Source organism: Alphaproteobacteria bacterium LSUCC0719 (assembly GCA_040839025.1).
Lineage (GTDB): Bacteria > Pseudomonadota > Alphaproteobacteria > Puniceispirillales > Puniceispirillaceae > UBA8309.
In genome coordinates this window covers 166,059-184,781 of sequence record JBFPJN010000005.1, presented here as the reverse complement: position 1 = coordinate 184,781, position 18,723 = coordinate 166,059, and the positions used below count along the sequence as shown (strand labels likewise).

The window sequence follows — 18,723 nt, the reverse complement described above, 5'->3', positions numbered from 1 at the left end:
CCCCGGGGCATGCACCGTTGGTGCCGGGATCAGAACTCGGAGTCGGGCAGCTCTTCCATGCGTTTTGCGACGAAGGCACGAAGCGCCTCGTCGGTCGCGGCGTCGATTTCCGGTGCCTCGTAGGACTCCAGCATCCGGGCAGCCCGCGCCCGGGCACGGGAGTGGCTTTCCACCGATCCTTCGGACGACCATTGTTCATAGGTCGTGTTGTCCGCAAGTTCAGACCGCCAGAAGGCGGTCTCAAAATTCGCCTGGGTGTGGGCTGATCCGAGGAAATGCTTGCCCGGACCTGTTTCACGCAGGGCATCAAGCGCCTGTCCGTTCTCGCTGACATCGATCCCGTCGACAACGCTCTGCATCATCGTCAGCTGGTCGGCATCAAGGACAAGCTTGGCGTAGTCGGCGACAAGCCCGCCTTCCATCCAGCCACCGGCATGAAGCACGAAATTCACCCCGCCCATTACCGTCGGCATGATCGTGTTGGCAGATTCATAGGCTGACTGCGCGTCGGCCGTCTTGGCGGCGGTCAGTGATCCACCGCTGCGGAACGGGACGCCGAGACGCCGCGCCAGCTTGGCACATCCAAGCAGCACCTTTGCCGGTTCCGGCGTGCCAAAGGTAGGCGCCCCTGTCTGCATCGACATCGAGCTGGCAAAGCTGCCGAACACCACCGGCGCGCCTTTGCGGACCAGCTGTGTAAAGGCAATGCCGCTCATCGCCTCGGCAAGCGTCTGCGCCAACGTGCCGGCAACCGACACCGGCGACATCGCGCCGGCCAGAATAAAGGGCGATGCGATGACGGCCTGGTTGTTGCGCGCATACACCTTGAGCGCGCCAAGCATCGTTGCATCCCACGTCATCGGCGAGTTGGCATTGATCAGATTGATGATGACAGTGTTGGCCTCGACGAAGTCCTCGCCGAACAGGATTTTCGACATGTCGACCGTATCCTGCGCCCGCTCCGGCGCCGTCACCGACCCCATATAGGGTTTGTCGGACAGGCGCTGATGCGCATAGACCATCTCGAGATGACGCTTGGTGACCGGCAGGTCTACAGGCTCGCACACGGTGCCGCCGGAATGATGAAAGCCCGGCAGCATATAGACAAGCTTCACGAAATTCCGGAAATCCTCGATTGTTGCATAGCGCCGTTCATCCGCCAGATCCCGGACAAAGGGCGGCCCATAGACAGGGGCAAACACCATATTGTTGCCCCCGATCTCGACCGAACGATCCGGGTTGCGCGCATGCTGGGTAAAGTGTGACGGCGCGGTTTCACATAGTTTGCGTGCCAGTCCGCGCGGAAAATGCACACGTTCGCCCCTGACGTCGCAGCCGGCATCCCTGAGCATGCTGCGCGCCTCTTCATCCTCCAGAAAATCAATCCCGATCTCTTCAAGAATGGTTTCGGCATTCGCCTCGATGATTTCGGCGGCCTCGTCGGTCAGGATATCGACCGGCGGCAGGTTACGGGTGATGAACGGCTTTGCCTGGCCGGCACCGGCACCACTGCGCAATTGCCGCCTTGCATCGCGACCACCGCCACGCCGACTGCGACGCTGTGCTGTTTCTACATCAGACATTTGATTGACCTTGTCCTTGCTGTAACTACTGTCCGGGCGCGTTGATCAGGCGCGCAGCTTTTCATTCTTCGGGTCATAGGGAGAGTCCTCGATCACCGTGGCCGCAAGCCTCTGATCAAGAATGTCGATCATCAACTTTGTGCCCACTTTTGCCAGATCGGGACGCACCATCGCCATCGCCAGTGATTTTTCGACACGGAACCCGTAACCGCCACTTGTGGCGCGCCCGACAACTTCACCATCGGGAAGCATGATCGGGTTGCCGCCAATGGCGTCGGCGTCGGTCGTGTCGTGAACCTCAATCGTCACCATCGCATTGTCAAACCCGCGCTGCTGCCAGTCGCTGAGCTGTTGCCGCCCGATGAAATCGCCCTTGTTCAGATGGACGAACCTGTCCAGTCCGCTTTCCAGCGCCGCATATTCGATCGACAGTTCGGTCCCGACCATCCGGTAGGATTTCTCCAGCCGCATCGCATCCATCGCCCGAATGCCGAACGGCTTCAGCTGGAATTCGGCACCGGCCTGCATCAGCGCATCGAAAATATGGTTCTGATATTCGATGGGATGATGCAACTCCCACCCAAGCTCGCCAACATAGTTCATTCTGAACGCCATCGCCGGCGCCATATTGACGTCAATCAGCCGGCTCCACAGCCATGGAAAGGCGTCATTGCCAAGATCGGTGCGGGTGACCTTCTGCAGGATGTCGCGCGCGCGCGGACCAACCAGCACAAGAACGCCAATGGAATTGGTCAGGCTGTCAAACCGCACCGAACCGTCATCCGGCATATGCTTCTTGATCCAATCGTGGTCGAGCCGCTGGCCCGCGCCGGCGGAAACGATATAGAAGCTGTCCGCGGATTCACGCTGGATCGTGTATTCGGAATGAACACCACCGCGCTCGGTCAGGGCATGCGAGAGCGATACCCGCCCTATACCCTTCGGCAGCTTGTTCGCCGTCAGCCGGTCGAGAAAGGCTTCGGCTCCCGGACCCGAAATCCGGCATTTCGCAAAGGCCGTCATGTCGAGAAGCCCCGCATGCGCCGCGGTATGGCGAACCTCGTTGCCGACATGCTCGAACCAGTTGGAACGACGGAACGACCAGTGATCGTCCTGCGCCACGCCGTCGGGGGCGAACCAGTTGGCACGTTCCCAGCCGAATTTCTGGCCAAACACCGCGCCAAGCGATTTCAGCCTGTCATAGCAGGGTGCCGTGCGAAGCGGCCGCGCCGCGCCGCGTTCCTCGTCGGGGTAATGAATGACAAAGACATTCTCATATGCCTCTTCATTCTTTGCCTTCAGGTAGGATTCGGTGGCGTAGCTTCCATAGCGGCGGGGATCGACACCAAGCATGTCAATTGTCGGCTCGCCCTCGACAATCCATTCAGCAAGCTGCCAGCCGGCACCGCCAGCCGCCGTGATGCCGAAACTGTGCCCCTCGCTGAGCCAGAAATTCGGCAGATCCCAGGCCGGTCCGATGATCGGGTTGCCGTCAGGCGTATAGGCGATCGCGCCATTATAGACCTTCTTCACACCGACTTCGCCAAAGGCCGGAACGCGGTGCATCGCGGATTCGATATGCGGCTCCAGACGTTCCAGATCCTCCTGAAACAGCTCATATTCCGAATCCGCACTTGGCCCGTCCACATAGCAGGCCGGCGCGCCAGCCTCGTAGGGGCCAAGGATCAGGCCGCCGGCTTCCTCGCGCATGTACCAGCGCCCGTCGGAGTCGCGAAGAACCCCCATTTCAGGCAGGCCCGCGGCCTGTCGCGCCTTGATGGCTTCATGCGGTTCGGTGACGATATATTGATGCTCGACCGGGATGACCGGGATGTTCAGCCCGACCATGCGTCCGGTCTGGCGGGCAAAGTTGCCGGTCGCGCTGATCACGTGTTCACAGGTGATCTCGCCCTTGTCCGTTGTCACCTTCCATTCCCCGGCCTCGGTCCGTGAAATGCCGGTCACGGTGGTGTTGCGATAAATTTCGGCACCACGGTCACGGGCACCCCGGGCCAGCGCCTGGGTCAGGTCCGCCGGCTGGATGTAGCCATCACCGGGATGCCGAATGGCACCAACCAGACCTTCTGTATTGCACAGCGGCCAGAGATCGTGGACATCATCAGGTGTCAGGAAGTCGACATCGACACCGATGGTGCTGGCGACACCGGCATATTGCCGGTATTCATCCATCCTGTCCTGGGTCTGCGCCAGCCGGATATTGCTGACATTGCGGAACCCGACATTCATGCCGGTTTCTTCCTGCAGCTCCTGATAGAACTTCACCGAATATTTGTGGATCTGCCCGACCGAGTAGGACATGTTGAACAATGGCAGCAGGCCGGCGGCATGCCAGGTCGACCCCGACGTCAGCTCCTTGCGTTCAACAAGGACAACGTCCGACCAGCCCTTTTTGGCAAGATGGTACAGCGCGCTGACACCAACGACACCGCCCCCGATCACAACAACGCGTGCATGCGTCTTCATACCGACACCTCCGCAAGTCTTTTCCTGCAAATTACGATGATGGGCCATCGCGTGGCGGCATTGCAAGCGTCAGCGCCGAACCCGGTTCACCTCGCTCGGATGGTATGCAAATTGCCATCGCAAAAGCGTCTGCCATGCGACCAGTTTTACTCAGATTAGACGTGCCGCCGTGACACGGACGGATCAGCAATTCGGACCAGATCAGGGGTCAAGTCCATTCAGGGATTTGGTCCATTCAGGGATTTGGTCCATTCAGGGATTTGGTCCATTCAGGGATCCAGGCCCTTCAGGGATTTGCGCCCATTCAGGGATTTGGCCCCTTCAGGGATTCAGGCGCTGGATGTCCCAACCGTCACCGTCACTACGGGTAAACCGGAACCGGTCGTGAAGGCGATGTTCGCCATCGGCCCAGAATTCGATCTCCTGCGGCGCGATCAGGAACCCACCCCAGTGCGGCGGGCGCGGCACATCATCGGGGAACCGGGCCTCGGTCTCGGCCACCGCCGCGGCAAGATCGGCGCGCGAGTCCAGCGGGCGCGACTGCGCGGATGCCCAGGCGCCGATACGGCTGCCCCGTCCACGGGTCGCGAAATAGGCATCCGAGCGGGCGCCATCAACCTGACTGACCGGCCCGATCACCCGTACCTGTCGGCGCAGACTTTTCCAGTGGATGCAAAAAGCCGCCTTGCCGGTGGCCAGCAATTCACCGGATTTACGGCTCTCGTAATTTGTATAGAAGACGAAGCCGTCCTCGCCCCATTCCTTGAGAAGCACCATGCGAACCGAGGGCATCCCCGCGGAATCAACGCTGGCAAGCGCCATCGCATCCGGGTCGTTGATCTCCGAGGCCACAGCCTCGTCATACCAGGACTGGAACAGGGTGAACGGATTGGTTCCCGCATCAATATGCATGATCTTGACCCTCGGCTGGATGTCTGCGCTGCCGACAGACCCTGCCGGCCTATCGCAGATGGGCATTGAATGACGGTTTGGCAATGGCCGGTTTCCCATCGGCACCAGCCACCCGAAAAGGTCTGCCACATTTTGGTACGATTCTCGCGTTAATGTGGCTCCACTAACAAATTTCAGAGGCAGAGACACATCATGACACGTCCTTCTCTTTTCAAGGCCTTGGACGCGACCATCGCGACAATGGCAACAGCTGGCATGCTGGCCGTCACACCAATCGCGGCAATGGCGGAAACCCGTGTCGAGACGGTAATCGGCACTGTCACACAATCAAACCCGATCATGGCAAGTTACATCCGCAAGACACCGTCGGACCAGCGGGTCTGCGAAACCCAGGAAGTTCCTGTCTATGCCGATGCCGGCACGACAAACAATGATTCCGACCTCGGGGCGATGATCATTGGCGGGGTTATCGGTTCCGCCATCGGCAACAAGACCTCGAACAATGAAGGGGCCGGTGCCGCCGGTGCCGTTGTCGGTGCCATTCTTGGCCGCGAACATGCAAAAAAGAACAAATCCACAGGGCAGACCATCGTCGGCTATCGCCAGCAGGAAGTCTGCAATGTCCGCAAGGTCATGATCGAGGAAACTGTCGAGGAAGTGACCGGCTATCGCCATCGTATCGAGGTCGACAACCGGATCATCACCGTCGAGTCCAACAGGCCACTTGCTGACGGCGAGCGGATCGAGATCACGCGCAAGACAACCTACAGCCTGCGCTGACCCTTTTGCGCAAGGGAAAATCCAGATACGCCGCCGCGCCCCGATTTGGCATGGCGGCGTCTTGTTCTGTGGAATCAGCCGTGCCATATTGGCATCCGAATTCCACAGCGCTCTTCGGGCCGCATTGCTTTCGTTACGAGAGGTGAATCACATGTCCGAGCAAACTTCCTCAGGTGTCATGGCCGGCAAGCGCGGCCTGATCATGGGTGTCGCCAATGACCGGTCGATTGGCTGGGGCATTGCTGCAAAACTTGCCGAACAGGGGGCTGAACTGGCCTTCACATTTCAGGGTGAAGCGCTGCAGAAGCGCGTTGTTCCCCTCGCGGCCTCGGTTGGAAGCGATCTGGTTCTGCCATGCGATGTTACGGACGAGGCCAGTGTTGACGCCGTGTTTGACAGGCTCAAGACAGAATGGGGGACGCTCGATTTTGTTCTTCACGCCATCGCCTATTCCGACAAGGAAGAGCTGAAAGGCGGGTATGTCGACACCACACGCGACAATTTCCGCCGCACGATGGATATCTCGGTCTATTCCTTTACCGAGATCACCCGCAAGGCGGCGGCAATGATGAATGATGGTGGCGCGCTGCTGACCCTGACCTATTACGGGGCCGAGCGGGTGATGCCACATTACAATGTCATGGGCGTTGCAAAGGCCGCGCTTGAGGCGTCGGTTCGCTATCTTGCCGTTGACCTTGGCGGTCGCAATATCCGTGTCAACGGCCTGTCAGCCGGCCCGATGAAAACACTGGCGGCCTCGGGCATTGGCGATTTCCGCTATATCCTGAAATGGAACGAGTACAACTCGCCGCTGAAACGCAATGTGACGCTTGCCGATGTTGGCGGTGCCGGCCTGTATCTTCTGTCCGACCTGTCATCGGGCGTGACCGGCGAGACACATCACGTCGATTGCGGGTATCATGTTGTCGGAATGAAGGCTGTCGACGCCCCTGATATCTCGGTCGTCTGATATGGGCGACAACAGTTTCGGAACCCTGTTTTCCTTCACCAGCTTTGGTGAAAGCCACGGCCCCGGTATCGGATGCATCGTTGATGGGGTGCCGCCGCGGATCCCCCTCGGCGAAGAGATCCTGCAACCCTATCTTGACCGGCGAAAGCCGGGTCAGAGCCGGTTCGTCACGCAGCGCCGCGAGGACGATCAGGTCGAAATCCTGTCCGGCATTTTCGAGGGCATGACAACCGGCACACCCATTGCGATGCTGATCCGCAACAAGGATCAGCGGTCGAAGGATTATAGCGACATCTCGCGCCAGTACCGTCCGGGCCATGCCGACTTCACCTATCAGCAGAAATACGGCATTCGCGATTACCGCGGCGGCGGACGTTCATCGGCCCGCGAAACAGCGGTCCGGGTGGCGGCAGGCGCTGTTGCGGACCAGGTTCTGAAGGCGGCGCTCGGTGCGGCATACCGGATCCGCGGCGGCGTCGTGCAGATCGGTCCGCACCAGATCGACCGGTCACGGCTTGACTGGGACGAGACCGACAACAACCCGTTTTTCTGCCCCGACCCGGTCGCGGCCGGCGAATGGGAAACCTATCTCGACGAGGTTCGAAAGGCCGGAAGTTCGGCCGGCGCCATTCTGGAAATTGTCGCCGACGGGATTCCGGCGGGCCTTGGCCAGCCCATCTATGGCAAGCTGGACAGTGACCTGGCGGCGGCGATGATGACCATCAACGCGGTGAAAGGTGTCGAGATCGGCGGCGGCTTTGCGCTGTCTGCGCTTGATGGGCGCGAGGCCGGTGACGAAATGCGTGCCGGTCCCGACGGTCCGGAATTCATCAGCAACAATAATGGCGGTGTGCTTGGGGGAATCTCGACCGGCCAGCAGCTGGTTGTCAGGGTGGCGATCAAGCCGACAAGCTCAATTCTGACGCCGCGCCGTTCGGTTGATATCGACGGCGATGAGGTGGATGTCGTCACCAAGGGCCGCCACGACCCGTGTGTCGGCATCCGCGGTGTGCCGGTTGCCGAGGCCATGATGGCGGTGACAATTCTCGACGCGCTGATGCGCCACCGCGCACAATGTGCCCTGTTCGACAGCTAGGGTTTTCGACCTGCCAGCAGGAATTCCCGATTGCCATCCTGACCATCGATAGGTGACGGCGCTGTGCCTGTCAGGTGCCAGCCGGCATCGACGACAAGCCAGTTTTCAATCATCGCGACAGCATCCCTGACCGCCTGTGCATCACGCACCACACCGCCCTTGCCAATGGCGGCGCGGCCAACCTCGAATTGCGGTTTGATCAGGGCCAGCAGTCCGGCTCCGGGCGCGGCAAGCCGCATCACCGCCGGCAGAACCTTGGTCAGCGAGATGAACGAGGCATCACAGACAATCAGTTCCGGCGGCCTCGTGAAGTCGTCTGCCGTCAGCGACCTGGCATTGACGCCCTCGCGGGACTGGACACGGGGATCATTTGCCAGCCGGGGATGGATCTGCCCATGCCCGACATCCACCGCAACCACATGCGCCGCCCCGCGCGCCAGCAGCACTTCGGTAAATCCGCCGGTACTGGCCCCAACATCCAAACAATACAGCCCCGCCGGGTCGATCTGCGGAAAGGCATCCAGCCCGCCAAGAAGTTTCAGCGCGGCGCGGCTGACCCATTTCATATCGGACCCAATCACGCTGATATCGGCATTGGCATCCAGCCGACGCGCCGGGCGTGTCATCACAACCCCGTCAACCAGCACCAGCCCTGCCGAAATCATGCTTCGGGCGCGTTCGCGTGATGCCGCCACACCCCGCCGCACCAGCAGCAGGTCAGCGCGTAAAGGCGTTTCATCCGCCATCAGAAAATCAGAACGAGGTCTTGCCACCGGATGTGGCGGTGGCCCTGGCACCCGCAAGACCGGGCATGGCCCGCAGCGTCGCGGCAATGCCGTCAGCGTCGAGACCGGCAAGGGCAATCTGGCCAGCCTGGCTGTCATGGTCGAGCATCCTGTCGGGAAGCGACATGCAGCGCACCACAAGCCCGTGATCCAGATGCCCGGCATTGGCAAGATACTGCATGACATGCGCCGAGAAACCGCCAGGGCTGTTTTCCTCGACAATCAGCAGCCTGTCATGGGCTGTAGCCAGCCGGTCAATCAGATCGGTGTCCAGAGGCTTGGCAAAACGGGCATCGGCGATGGTGAACTCGCCATGTTCGGCTGCCAGCTCGTCGGCCGCCGCAACACAGTCGGCAAGCCGTGTGCCAAGCGACAGCAGGGCGGTTCCCGTACCCTGGCGCACGATCCTGCCACGTCCAATCGGCAGAACTTCACCAACATCCGGCAAGTCGACACCGACCCCCTCGCCGCGCGGATAGCGCACGGCGCTCGGCCCGTCATCATGGGCTGTCGCGGTGGCCACCATATGCAGCAATTCCGCCTCGTCAGACGGACACATGATCACCATGTTCGGAAGACAGGACAGATAGGCAACGTCATAGACGCCGGCATGAGTGGCACCGTCATTTCCAACAACCCCTGCACGGTCAATCGCAAACCGGACCGGCAGGTTCTGGATCGCCACATCATGCACAATCTGGTCGTAGCCACGCTGCAGGAACGTGGAATAGAGCGCACAGAAGGGCCGCATGCCCTCGGTCGCCAGTCCGGCGGCAAAGGTTACAGCATGCTGTTCCGCGATCCCAACGTCGAACACCCGGTTCGGGAACCGTGCCTTGACCTTGTCCAGCCCGGTGCCGGACGGCATCGCTGCCGTGATCGCGACAATCCTGTCATCGGCTTCGGCCGCCGCCATCAGCCCCTGTGCAAACACCGAGGTATAGCTTGGCGCGTTGCCAACGGATTTCTGCTGCGTACCCGTGATCACATCGAATTTCGGCACGGCATGGTATTTCTCGGCCGACGGACCGGCAAAGGGATGCCCCTTGCCCTTTTCGGTCACCACATGCACCAGCACCGGTCCCCGGGCATGACCGTCGCGAATATTCTTCAGCACCGGCAGCAGATGTGACATGTCATGGCCGTCTATCGGGCCGATATGAAGAAAGCCAAGCTGGCTGAATACCGAATTGCCACTGATCAGGTCGCGTGCCGCCTCGCGGGCGCGCCGCGCCGTGCGTTCGATCTCCGCCGGAAAGCGGCTTGCAACCTCGCGCATGAGATCACGGATCGAATGGAATGGTTCCGAGGTGATCAGGCGCGACAGATAACTGCTCATCGCGCCGACTGGCTGTGCGATCGACATGTCATTGTCATTCAGGATGACGATCAGCCGAGAGTCCGACGCGCCGGCATTGTTCATGCCCTCAAAGGCCATCCCGGCACTCATCGACCCGTCACCAATCACCGAGATGACGTTGCGTCGATGCCCCTGCAGGTCACTGCCGACAGCCATGCCAAGCCCGGCTGAAATGGATGTCGATGAATGACCGGCCCCAAAGGGGTCGAATTCGGATTCGCTTCGTTTGGTAAATCCTGACAGCCCACCCTTCTGGCGCAATGTCTCGATCTGGTCACGACGACCGGTCAGAATCTTGTGCGGATATGCCTGGTGACCGACATCCCAGATCAGCCTGTCATCCGGGGTCTGGAATACGTAATGCAGGGCGACTGTCAGTTCCACAACACCCAGCCCGGCACCGAGATGGCCACCGGTTTTCGACACCGCATCAATGGTCGCCGTTCGCAACTCGGCGGCAAGCCGCTGCAGATCGCCCTCTGGCAGGCGACGAAGCTCTTCAACGGTGGCGACGCTGTCAAGCAGGGGGGTTGCTGTCATTCGCCTTCCGATCCTGCAATCAGGATCAGCCTTTCTAATTCATCTTTTATCGATATAAGAACTATCACGACCGCCGTTCAATAGCGAATCGTGCGATTGCTCGCAGGTCAGCTGCTGCGTCTCCCCACGGGGCAAGCGCATTTTCTGCGTCCGCAATCAGCTGTGCCGCCGCCTGCCGCGCCGCTTCCAGCCCCATCAGAACGACAAAGCTTGCCTTGCCGCGTTCGGCATCCTGCCCGGCAGGTTTGCCAAGCGCGTCGGCATCACTGTCATAATCCAGCAGATCATCAGCAATCTGGAAGGCCAGCCCAAGATCACGCGAATAATCGCCCAGCGCCGCTTCAAGCTCTGCCGAGGCGCCGCCATGAATGCCACCGGCCACCGCCGCAAACCGGATCAGAGCGCCCGTTTTCATCGCCTGCATCTGCCGCACTTCATCAAGTGTCAGGGTGGTACTCTCGGCCTCGAGGTCAAGCATCTGTCCACCGGCCATGCCACCAACCCCGGCGGCTGTGGCAAGTTCCAGCACGAGCCGCGCCCGGACACCCGCATCCTCGCTCACCGCGGGATCGGCAAGAATGCCAAATGACACTGTCTGCAGGGCATCACCAGCCAGAATTGCCGTGGCTTCGTCAAAGGCGATATGACAGGCCGGCTTGCCCCGGCGCAGGTCGGAATCATCCATAGCCGGCAGATCATCATGAACAAGCGAATAGGCATGCAGACATTCCACAGCCGCCGCGACATGCATGGCCCCCGCCGGCAGCCTGCCGCCACCGGCCAGCCGCGACGCCGCCAGAACGAGGCAGGCGCGAAGCCGCTTGCCGCCATTCATGGTGGCATAGCGCATTGCTTCAACTAGTTTATCTGCAGGACCGGGAAGTGAGGTGAATAAGGCAGCAAGATGCTCCTCAACGGCCACTGAATCCGCATGCACGGAGACTGGCAAGGTCATATGTCTAGCCGTCTATCGAAAATGGCGTCGAATCAGTTGGCGGGGTGCCATCCGCCGGCAGACGAATCTGCTCAACCTTCATGCGCGCCTCTTCCAGACGCGACTGGCAATGCGCCTTCAACGCGGTTCCACGCTCAAAGGCCGTGATGGCGTCGTCAAGCGAGACATCGCCGCGCTCCAGCGAGGTCACGATGGTCTCGAGTTCGCGCAGCGCATCTTCAAAGCTGATCCCGGCAAGATCCGCCGGTGCCTCACCCTTGGTATCAGTCATGGAACACTCCTGCCCTGGTCCGGCGCCTGGCCACGTCTGGCCATTACCCCTGTCAGGACGTTACCCTTCCGAGAGGGCCGCCGCAATGGTCTTCACCATATCGGCAACGCGCTTTCGCACCGCGGCAGACCGGATGGTGTAGTAGGCCCTGACCAGTTCGAGTGTTTCGCGGCGGGCCATCGGATCCAGCATGGCAGAGGCCATGCCGCCGGGCCCATCCTCGATGAAATCCGCTCCCCGCGCCACTCGCCGCGGCGAACTCTGCATTGTCTCGTCCGACATATCATCGAAAAAATAAGTGACCGGGACATCCAGTATCTGGCTCAAATCCCACAGTCGCGACGCGCTGATCCGGTTTGCAGCCCGCTCATATTTCTGGACCTGCTGAAAGGTGATGTTCAGTTCCGCACCAAGCTGTTCCTGGCTCATACCAAGCAAGGTGCGTCGCAGGCGAAGCCTTTTGCCGACATGCATGTCGATGGCGTTGTTGTTGGTAATCCGAAAATGTCGTTCGGGCTTTCGGGGTGGCACCACGATGTTCTCCTTGCTGTCCAGCTTCGAAGGACAGCTCCTCCGCTAGTGGAGGAAGGACAGCATAGGCCCGTTTAACGGCTTTCTCAGATGGCAAATTCGTCCAGCGCCGCCAGCAGGGCGTGCGCGATGCCATTTTCAAAGGTGGAATGGCCAGCATCATCCACAAGACGCAGGGTGGCCTGGCGCCCCCAGGCATCGGCAAGCCTGTGCGCCGTGACAGGGGGACAAATCACATCATGCCGGCCCTGGATGATATGGGCAGGCAGGTGACGGATGACCGAAATATTGGTCATGATATGGTTCGGCGGCATGAAACAGTCATTGACGAAATAATGGGCCTCAAGCCGCGCCATGCTCAGCGCCGACCGACCGGTCACCCGCCTGACACCGGCGCGCAGGGTCGAACAGCTTGTTTCATATGACGACCATCTTTCCGCCGCCGGCTGATGCACGAGCGCCTGATCATTCGTCAGCTTGTCGTGATAACTTAACAGGATGTCCTTGCGTTCATCCTCGGTCAGGAAACCGATGAAGTCTTCATAGGCCTCGGGAAAAAAGCGTCCCATATCGTGAAGGAACCAGTCCACCTCGGCGCGGGTGCCAAGAAAGATGCCGCGCAGGACCAGCCCGGTCACACGCTCTGGATGGGCAATCGCATAGGCAAGCGCCAATGTACTGCCCCAGGAGCCGCCAAACAGAAGCCACTGTTCAATGCCAAGATGATTTCGCAGCGCTTCGATGTCGGCAATCAAATCCTGGGTGGTGTTCTGTGCCATCTCGCCATGCGGTGTGGATCTGCCACACCCGCGCTGGTCGAACAGCACGCAATGGAACCTGTCGGGATTGAACAGCCGGCGATGCGTCGCCGATATCCCGGCACCCGGCCCGCCATGAATGAACAGCACGGGACGGCCATCCGGGCGACCGACCTGCTCGAAATAAATCTGGTGCAGTCCGCGATCCAGCTTGCCGCTCGCGAATGGCGGCTGGACCGGAAACAGCTCTTTTTCCTGAATGAAAGCATTCGCCATGACAGCACCATATCATATTAAGGGCAGCGGTGAATTGATCAGCGCATTCCGGCTCAATTTTCCCGGCAGCCATACATACCGGAGCAAGAAAAAGGGGCGGATATCGCCGCCCCTTTCCCAGAAACATCTTTCACGCAGCGAATTGCGGCGACGCCGGTCAGGCGGCGTCCATCAGATCTTCAAGCTTTGTTGCCGCTGCTTCCTGATCGATTTTCTCGATCGCGGCAAACTCGCGGGCAAGACGTTCAAGCGCCGCCTGATACATCTGCCGCTCGGAATAGGACTGCTCCGACTGGTTGGTGCGGCGATGCAGGTCGCGAACCACCTCGGCGATCGATACCGGGTCGCCGGACTTGATCTTGGTTTCATATTCCTGCGCCCGGCGCGACCACATGGTGCGACGGACACGGGCCTTGCCCTGAAGCGTGGTAATCGCCTGCTCCATCTGTTTTTTCGAACTGAGGGTCCGCAGGCCAAGCGAACGGGCCTTGTCCATCGGAACACGCAACGTCATGCGGTCATGTTCAAAACGAACAACAAGCATTTCCATCGTGGCGCCGCCAATCTCACGGCTTTCGGTTCCCAGAATACGGCCAACACCATGTGTTGGGTAAACCACGAAATCACCTTCCTTGAAGGCAGAGTCAGTCTTTTTTGCCATTAAGTCTTCCCTGTTGACCATCGCGGTGGCCTGACCATGTCCAAAGGACAGACGGCGCGACAAGGCGCATTGCCGCAGGATTTGCGGACCGTCTCAGACCAAAAAGGGATCATGCCCAAATTCCAATTGCCTTGGAGCGGGCACGAAATGCGTCAGTCAGTTGTTGTAGCCAGTCTGTAACATACCCGAAATCAACGGGAAAATCAATCAGCTGACCGACCTATGGGCCGTCAGCTGCCCTCGCCGGGGTTGCGAGAGAAATATTTCTCGTATTTGCCCTTCTCTTCCTGGGCGGCCTCGGCGTTCGGCATCGGATCGGACCGCTGCGCGATATTTGGCCAGATCTCGGACATCTCACGGTTGAGTTCAAGCCATTTTTCGGCCTCGGGCTCGGAATCGGGCAGGATGGCTTCCGGCGGGCATTCCGGCTCGCAGACGCCGCAATCGATGCATTCGTCAGGATGAATGACAAGCATGTTCTCGCCTTCATAGAAACAGTCAACCGGGCACACCTCGACACAGTCGGTGTATTTGCAGTTGATGCAATTGTCATTGACGATGTAGGTCATCGATCAGTCTCCCTGCTCTTCTCAGCCGGTGGTATTTATCGCAAAGGCAATGCGTCCGCAAGTGTGGATCACCCGGCATCACTGCCCTGACTTCACTGCCCTGAATTGTCGAGACGCGCCCTTGCCCGCTTGGCGGCACGACCCGATTCGATATCATCGACATAGAGCAGCCCAGCAAGCCGCCGCATCAGCTGGGACTCATACTCATGCACCTCGCCATCCGCAAGCACCACCATCCAGGCCATTTCCATGATGGCCACCCTGTCCTCGGGGTCGGTTTCAGACCGGATTGACCTGGTCAGCGCATGGATCTCCACACGTTCGGCATGCCATGCCAGGGCGGCGTCGATCAAACCATCAACCGAACCGGCATCGATATGGGGCTGCGCTGCAAGGATGCGGGCAATCTGGGCGCGCTCGCCGGCGTCAAGCTCGCCATCCGCCATCGCGGCCTCGACCAGAAGACTGGCGATTACCCCGGCCCATTCCGCCTCATCGCCCGGCACGGCATTCTGGTCAGTGCTGAATTCCCGGATCCAGTTTCCAAGCTTGGCAATCATTGATCAGCGCCCTCCTGCTGTCTGTCCGCCCCCCGCAGGCCAAGGTCGGATTTCAAATTCTGTGTCGCCCGGCGATCGCGTTTCGTCGGTCGCCCCGCGCCGCGTTCACGGCTTTCAAACGTCGGTGTGGCCGCGCCCTCGCCGGTGGCGCGTTTCGGCATCTCCGGCGACAGATCCTCATACAGTGTCACGGCCTCGGTAGCGGGGCCCCGGCGCGACCCAAGCGCCACGATCCTGATGACCCTGACACGATCACCTGTCATGAAGGTCAGCACCTGCCCCGGATGCGCCGCGCGATGCGGCTTGCTCATCACCTCGCCGTCGAGACGGAACCGTCCGCCGGCTATGGCCTTGGTGGCAAGGGCGCGGGTCTTGAAGAAACGGGCATACCAGAGCCACTTGTCGAGCCGCAGCGAGGATTCGCCGGTCATTGAGGTCACGATTTCAGTTTCAAATCGGCAAGCACGGCAAAAGGCGACTGTGGATCCGGCTCGCGGGCTTTGGCGGTAAAGCTCTGCTGCTGCCGGGCCGGCTTGCCATGACGAGGCTGACCACCCTTTGAATTGCCCTTCCGGCCGCCGGGCCGTGATTTCTGTCGGCCACCTTCGGCTTCCTGACGCCCATCACGACGTCCGCCGGCGGGTCGCTGGCGACGCAGGCGTTCAAACACCTGAATGGGCGGCTTTTCGGGATCTTCGTCTGCTTCCTCGCTGACAATCCTGCAATTCATGTCGAGCAGCATCGCCGCCATCTGGTCGCGGGTGGCACCAGCCAATGACAGCATCTCCTCGCTGATCTTGAACTGCCCCTCACGCGCGGCATTGCGAACAAGAAACGCCACCCGTTCAACCATATCAACCCGCATCACCCGTCCGCCAAGACGACGATATCCGGTGGCCAGCCAGAATTCATCGGGCACACCTTCCACAGCGTCAATGGCAACGCGGCCGGCCGGTGGCGGCGCATGAAAGGTTCCGGGCTCGCCGTGAAACAGATTCCATAACAGCGCGCGAAGTCCGATCTGCGCCGGTTTCAACAGCTCGGGAAGGTAAATCGCCTCGACACCAAAGCGCAGACCAAGGCGCGCCAGCCTCGGTTTGTCGGATTCGCTCAAACCACGAAGCTGCTGGCCAGCCTGCATCGTGGGGAGCGTGCCAAGGCCTTCAAACAGCATAAAGGCAAGGCCACGCGCCGCACCCGACAGCGGCGCGGCCTCCGGCTCCGGCTGTTCGACATTGTCCGGCTGTTCGGCAGGCGGTGTGGCCGCAATCTCGTCCTTTGTCGGACCGTCAAGAACCTCATCTGCATCGGCCTGTGGCGCCTCGGCGCGCGGGCGCTGTGGCCGGCGCTCGGGGAGCGGGGCGGTTTCCGGCGTTTCCAGAACCACCAGCCTGCCAAGAACATCACGGACATGTTCGGCGACAAATTCCGACAATCTGCCATTCAGCCGCTTTGTCTGATCGATCGACAACAATTCGCTGGCGATAAGGTCCGGTCGCGGCGCATACAGGCCATCGCCCCTGACCAGTCGCGCCACAGCTGAGTCACGCCAGCGGATCTGGCCTTCATCATCAAGCTTGAACGCCGCCGTCGCCGAGGCCGTAAAGGCCCGCACACGCGACTCGATTTCATCGGGAAGGGCCCGCCGCGCCGCTGCCAGGATTGTCGCCTTCTCGTCACCCTCACTCAAGGTGGGGCGGAACACGAACCCGTCCAGAACGCCTACTTCTTCGCCTTCGACCAGAACGGTACCGTCACTTTTTACCGAGGCCATGAGATTTCTTGTTTCCTTCAGTTTCCGGCTCAGATTGGCAGCGCGCCGATCTATGAACCGTTCCGACAGCCGCTGATGCAGACTGTCCGACAGACGGTCCTCAATCGACCGCGCCCGATCCTGCCATTCGGCGGGGTTGTCTGTCCAGTCTGCACGATGTGTGACATAGGTCCATGTTCGAATATAGGCAAGCCGCGTCATCAGCGTATCAATATCGCCATCCAGCCTGTCAAGCTGCGACATTGCCCGCGCCACCATGTCATTGCCAAGCTTGCCGGTATCGGCAAGCTGACCATAGAGCGTTGCCAGCAGGTCGTAATGATCATCGCTCAGGCTCTGCCTGAAATCCGGAATACAGGCAACATCCCACAGCAGGCTGACCTGCCGTGCCCCGACCGCCCGTTCGCGGATTGCCGGCACTTCACCAAGCGCGGCCAGCGCACGATGGTCAATGGCATCCGCCTTGCGCAGCAGGAAAGGCAGTGGGGGCGGCGCTTCAAGCGAGGCCAGAAGGGCATCTACAGAGGCAAAATCAATGTCCCGCGACCGCCACCAGAAACTGCGGATCGGGGCAAATCGATGCTGTTCGATGGCGTCGATCATTTCGGGTTCGGGCACATCACACCCATCCGTCACACCAAAGGTGCCGTCATTGGTGTGTCGCCCGGCGCGCCCGGCGATCTGGGCCATTTCAGCAGCTGCCAGGCGGCGCATCTGGCGGCCGTCGAATTTCATGTCCGAGGCGAGTGCGACATGGCCAAGATCGAGATTCAGACCCATGCCAATGGCATCGGTGGCGACAAGAAAATCAACATCGCCGTTCTGGTAGAGTTCGACCTGGGCGTTGCGCGTGCGCGGGCTGAGCCGTCCCATCACCACCGCGGCCCCGCCGCGCTGGCGGCGCACCAGTTCGGCAATCTGGTAGACATCGGACACACCGAAAGCGACGATGGCGCTGCGCCGCGGCAGCCTCGTCAGCTTCTTGGACCCGGCGAAACTGAGCTTCGACAGCCGCTGACGCGATTCAAAGCGCGCGTCAGGCAACATCTGGCGCAGCAGCGGACCCGCCGTTTCCGCCCCAAGAAACATCGTTTCGTGGATCCCCCTGGCATGCAGGATGCGATCGGTGAAGACGTGGCCGCGTTCACGGTCGCCGGCAAGCTGGACCTCGTCGACGGCAACGAAATCATAGCTTCGCCGCAGCCCCTGATCGGCATCAACCGGTGCCCCGCCAAGCGGCATCGACTCGACAGTGCAGCACAGATAGCGGGCCCCCGCCGGCAGGATGCGTTCCTCGCCGGTGATCAGACCGACCTTCGACGCGCCAAGACGGGCAACAAGCCGGTCGTAGTTTTCCCGCGCCAGCAGACGCAGCGGAAATCCGATCATGCCACTGGCATAGCCGGTCATCCGCTCCATCGCCAGATGCGTCTTGCCGGTATTTGTCGGGCCAAGCACAACCGTCACCCGGCGGTTGCGCTCGGTCGCGCCATCATTGGCATTGCCGGCGATCAGGCCGGACCGGGATGAGGATGCGGGAGACATGATATTTTCAAACTGGTGAATTCTTGTAATGGCGGAAAGACGAAAGCCGGCTGACACCGCGCCAGCCTGATGACATGGGCCGAGACAATACAGAGATTCAGGATCTGATGCATCCGGCATTCTGGCGCGGCAACGACAAAAGTCGGAAAGAATTGTTTTCCTGTACGTTTTTCACTGATTTTCCGGATATCACCGGGCCGCTGACGGGGTGACAGGCCGCACCATTACAGCCAGCCTGTCACGGCGGGATGGAATCGCGGATATGAAAAACCCCCGCCGGACAGGCCGGCGGGGGTGATGTGATCTGGATGAT

The 18,723-nt window shown here is 60.4% G+C and carries 17 protein-coding genes; 3 read left to right on the top strand and 14 right to left on the bottom strand.

The window, feature by feature from the left end:
- Window positions 1-29: 29 nt before the first annotated feature.
- The 3 genes from AB3X55_10775 to pdxH form a co-directional block, all read right to left on the bottom strand.
- Window positions 30-1,583, bottom strand: coding sequence for a trimethylamine methyltransferase family protein (locus AB3X55_10775; protein ID MEX0504068.1), 1,554 nt, complete (start codon window positions 1,581-1,583; stop codon window positions 30-32).
- Window positions 1,584-1,628: 45 nt separating this feature from the next.
- Complete coding sequence (locus tag AB3X55_10770; protein ID MEX0504067.1) at window positions 1,629-4,067, bottom strand: FAD-dependent oxidoreductase; 2,439 nt, start codon at window positions 4,065-4,067, stop codon at window positions 1,629-1,631.
- 321 nt (window positions 4,068-4,388) lie between these two features.
- Window positions 4,389-4,979 (bottom strand): pyridoxamine 5'-phosphate oxidase, encoded by a 591-nt coding sequence (gene pdxH / locus AB3X55_10765; GenBank protein MEX0504066.1) that lies wholly within the window; start codon window positions 4,977-4,979, stop codon window positions 4,389-4,391.
- A 192-nt stretch (window positions 4,980-5,171) separates the two neighbouring features.
- On the opposite strand from pdxH, the gene AB3X55_10760 reads away from it, so the two are divergent.
- The 3 genes from AB3X55_10760 to aroC all read left to right on the top strand — a co-directional run bounded on the left by AB3X55_10760 (window position 5,172) and on the right by aroC (window position 7,825).
- Window positions 5,172-5,759: a hypothetical protein gene (locus AB3X55_10760; GenBank protein MEX0504065.1), complete on the top strand. Its 588-nt coding sequence runs from the start codon at window positions 5,172-5,174 to the stop codon at window positions 5,757-5,759.
- 151 nt (window positions 5,760-5,910) lie between these two features.
- On the top strand, window positions 5,911-6,729 hold the full coding sequence (fabI, locus tag AB3X55_10755) for an enoyl-ACP reductase FabI (GenBank protein MEX0504064.1): 819 nt from the start codon (window positions 5,911-5,913) through the stop codon (window positions 6,727-6,729).
- A gap of 1 nt (window position 6,730) precedes the next feature.
- Window positions 6,731-7,825: a chorismate synthase gene (gene aroC, locus AB3X55_10750; GenBank protein MEX0504063.1), complete on the top strand. Its 1,095-nt coding sequence runs from the start codon at window positions 6,731-6,733 to the stop codon at window positions 7,823-7,825.
- On the opposite strand, the gene AB3X55_10745 is transcribed toward aroC, so the two are convergent.
- The 11 genes from AB3X55_10745 to AB3X55_10695 form a co-directional block, all read right to left on the bottom strand.
- Window positions 7,822-8,571 (bottom strand): TlyA family RNA methyltransferase, encoded by a 750-nt coding sequence (locus tag AB3X55_10745; GenBank protein ID MEX0504062.1) that lies wholly within the window; start codon window positions 8,569-8,571, stop codon window positions 7,822-7,824. The genes aroC and AB3X55_10745 overlap by 4 nt on opposite strands.
- 7 nt (window positions 8,572-8,578) lie before the next feature.
- Window positions 8,579-10,510, bottom strand: coding sequence for a 1-deoxy-D-xylulose-5-phosphate synthase (gene dxs / locus AB3X55_10740; GenBank protein ID MEX0504061.1), 1,932 nt, complete (start codon window positions 10,508-10,510; stop codon window positions 8,579-8,581).
- A 64-nt stretch (window positions 10,511-10,574) separates the two neighbouring features.
- Window positions 10,575-11,465, bottom strand: coding sequence for a polyprenyl synthetase family protein (locus AB3X55_10735; GenBank protein ID MEX0504060.1), 891 nt, complete (start codon window positions 11,463-11,465; stop codon window positions 10,575-10,577).
- 4 nt (window positions 11,466-11,469) lie between these two features.
- A complete protein-coding gene (locus tag AB3X55_10730; GenBank protein MEX0504059.1) occupies window positions 11,470-11,736 on the bottom strand; it encodes an exodeoxyribonuclease VII small subunit in 267 nt (88 codons plus the stop codon).
- A gap of 60 nt (window positions 11,737-11,796) precedes the next feature.
- Window positions 11,797-12,210, bottom strand: coding sequence for a helix-turn-helix domain-containing protein (locus AB3X55_10725; protein MEX0504058.1), 414 nt, complete (start codon window positions 12,208-12,210; stop codon window positions 11,797-11,799).
- A 143-nt stretch (window positions 12,211-12,353) separates the two neighbouring features.
- A complete protein-coding gene (pip, locus tag AB3X55_10720) occupies window positions 12,354-13,301 on the bottom strand; it encodes a prolyl aminopeptidase (protein MEX0504057.1) in 948 nt (315 codons plus the stop codon).
- 157 nt (window positions 13,302-13,458) lie between these two features.
- Entirely contained in the window at window positions 13,459-13,962 is a 504-nt protein-coding gene (locus AB3X55_10715; GenBank protein ID MEX0504056.1) for a CarD family transcriptional regulator, read from the bottom strand.
- 230 nt (window positions 13,963-14,192) lie between these two features.
- The gene (gene fdxA, locus AB3X55_10710) at window positions 14,193-14,531 is read right to left on the bottom strand and encodes a ferredoxin FdxA (protein ID MEX0504055.1); all 339 of its coding nucleotides are present in this window, start codon (window positions 14,529-14,531) and stop codon (window positions 14,193-14,195) included.
- 92 nt (window positions 14,532-14,623) lie between these two features.
- On the bottom strand, window positions 14,624-15,091 hold the full coding sequence (locus AB3X55_10705; protein MEX0504054.1) for a TerB family tellurite resistance protein: 468 nt from the start codon (window positions 15,089-15,091) through the stop codon (window positions 14,624-14,626).
- Window positions 15,088-15,522 carry an RNA-binding S4 domain-containing protein gene (locus tag AB3X55_10700; protein MEX0504053.1) on the bottom strand — a complete coding sequence of 145 codons (435 nt, stop codon included), beginning with the start codon at window positions 15,520-15,522 and terminating at the stop codon, window positions 15,088-15,090. The genes AB3X55_10705 and AB3X55_10700 overlap by 4 nt, the downstream gene beginning before the upstream one ends.
- Window positions 15,523-15,527: 5 nt before the next feature.
- The gene (locus tag AB3X55_10695) at window positions 15,528-18,410 is read right to left on the bottom strand and encodes a helicase-related protein (GenBank protein MEX0504052.1); all 2,883 of its coding nucleotides are present in this window, start codon (window positions 18,408-18,410) and stop codon (window positions 15,528-15,530) included.
- Window positions 18,411-18,723 lie beyond the last annotated feature (313 nt).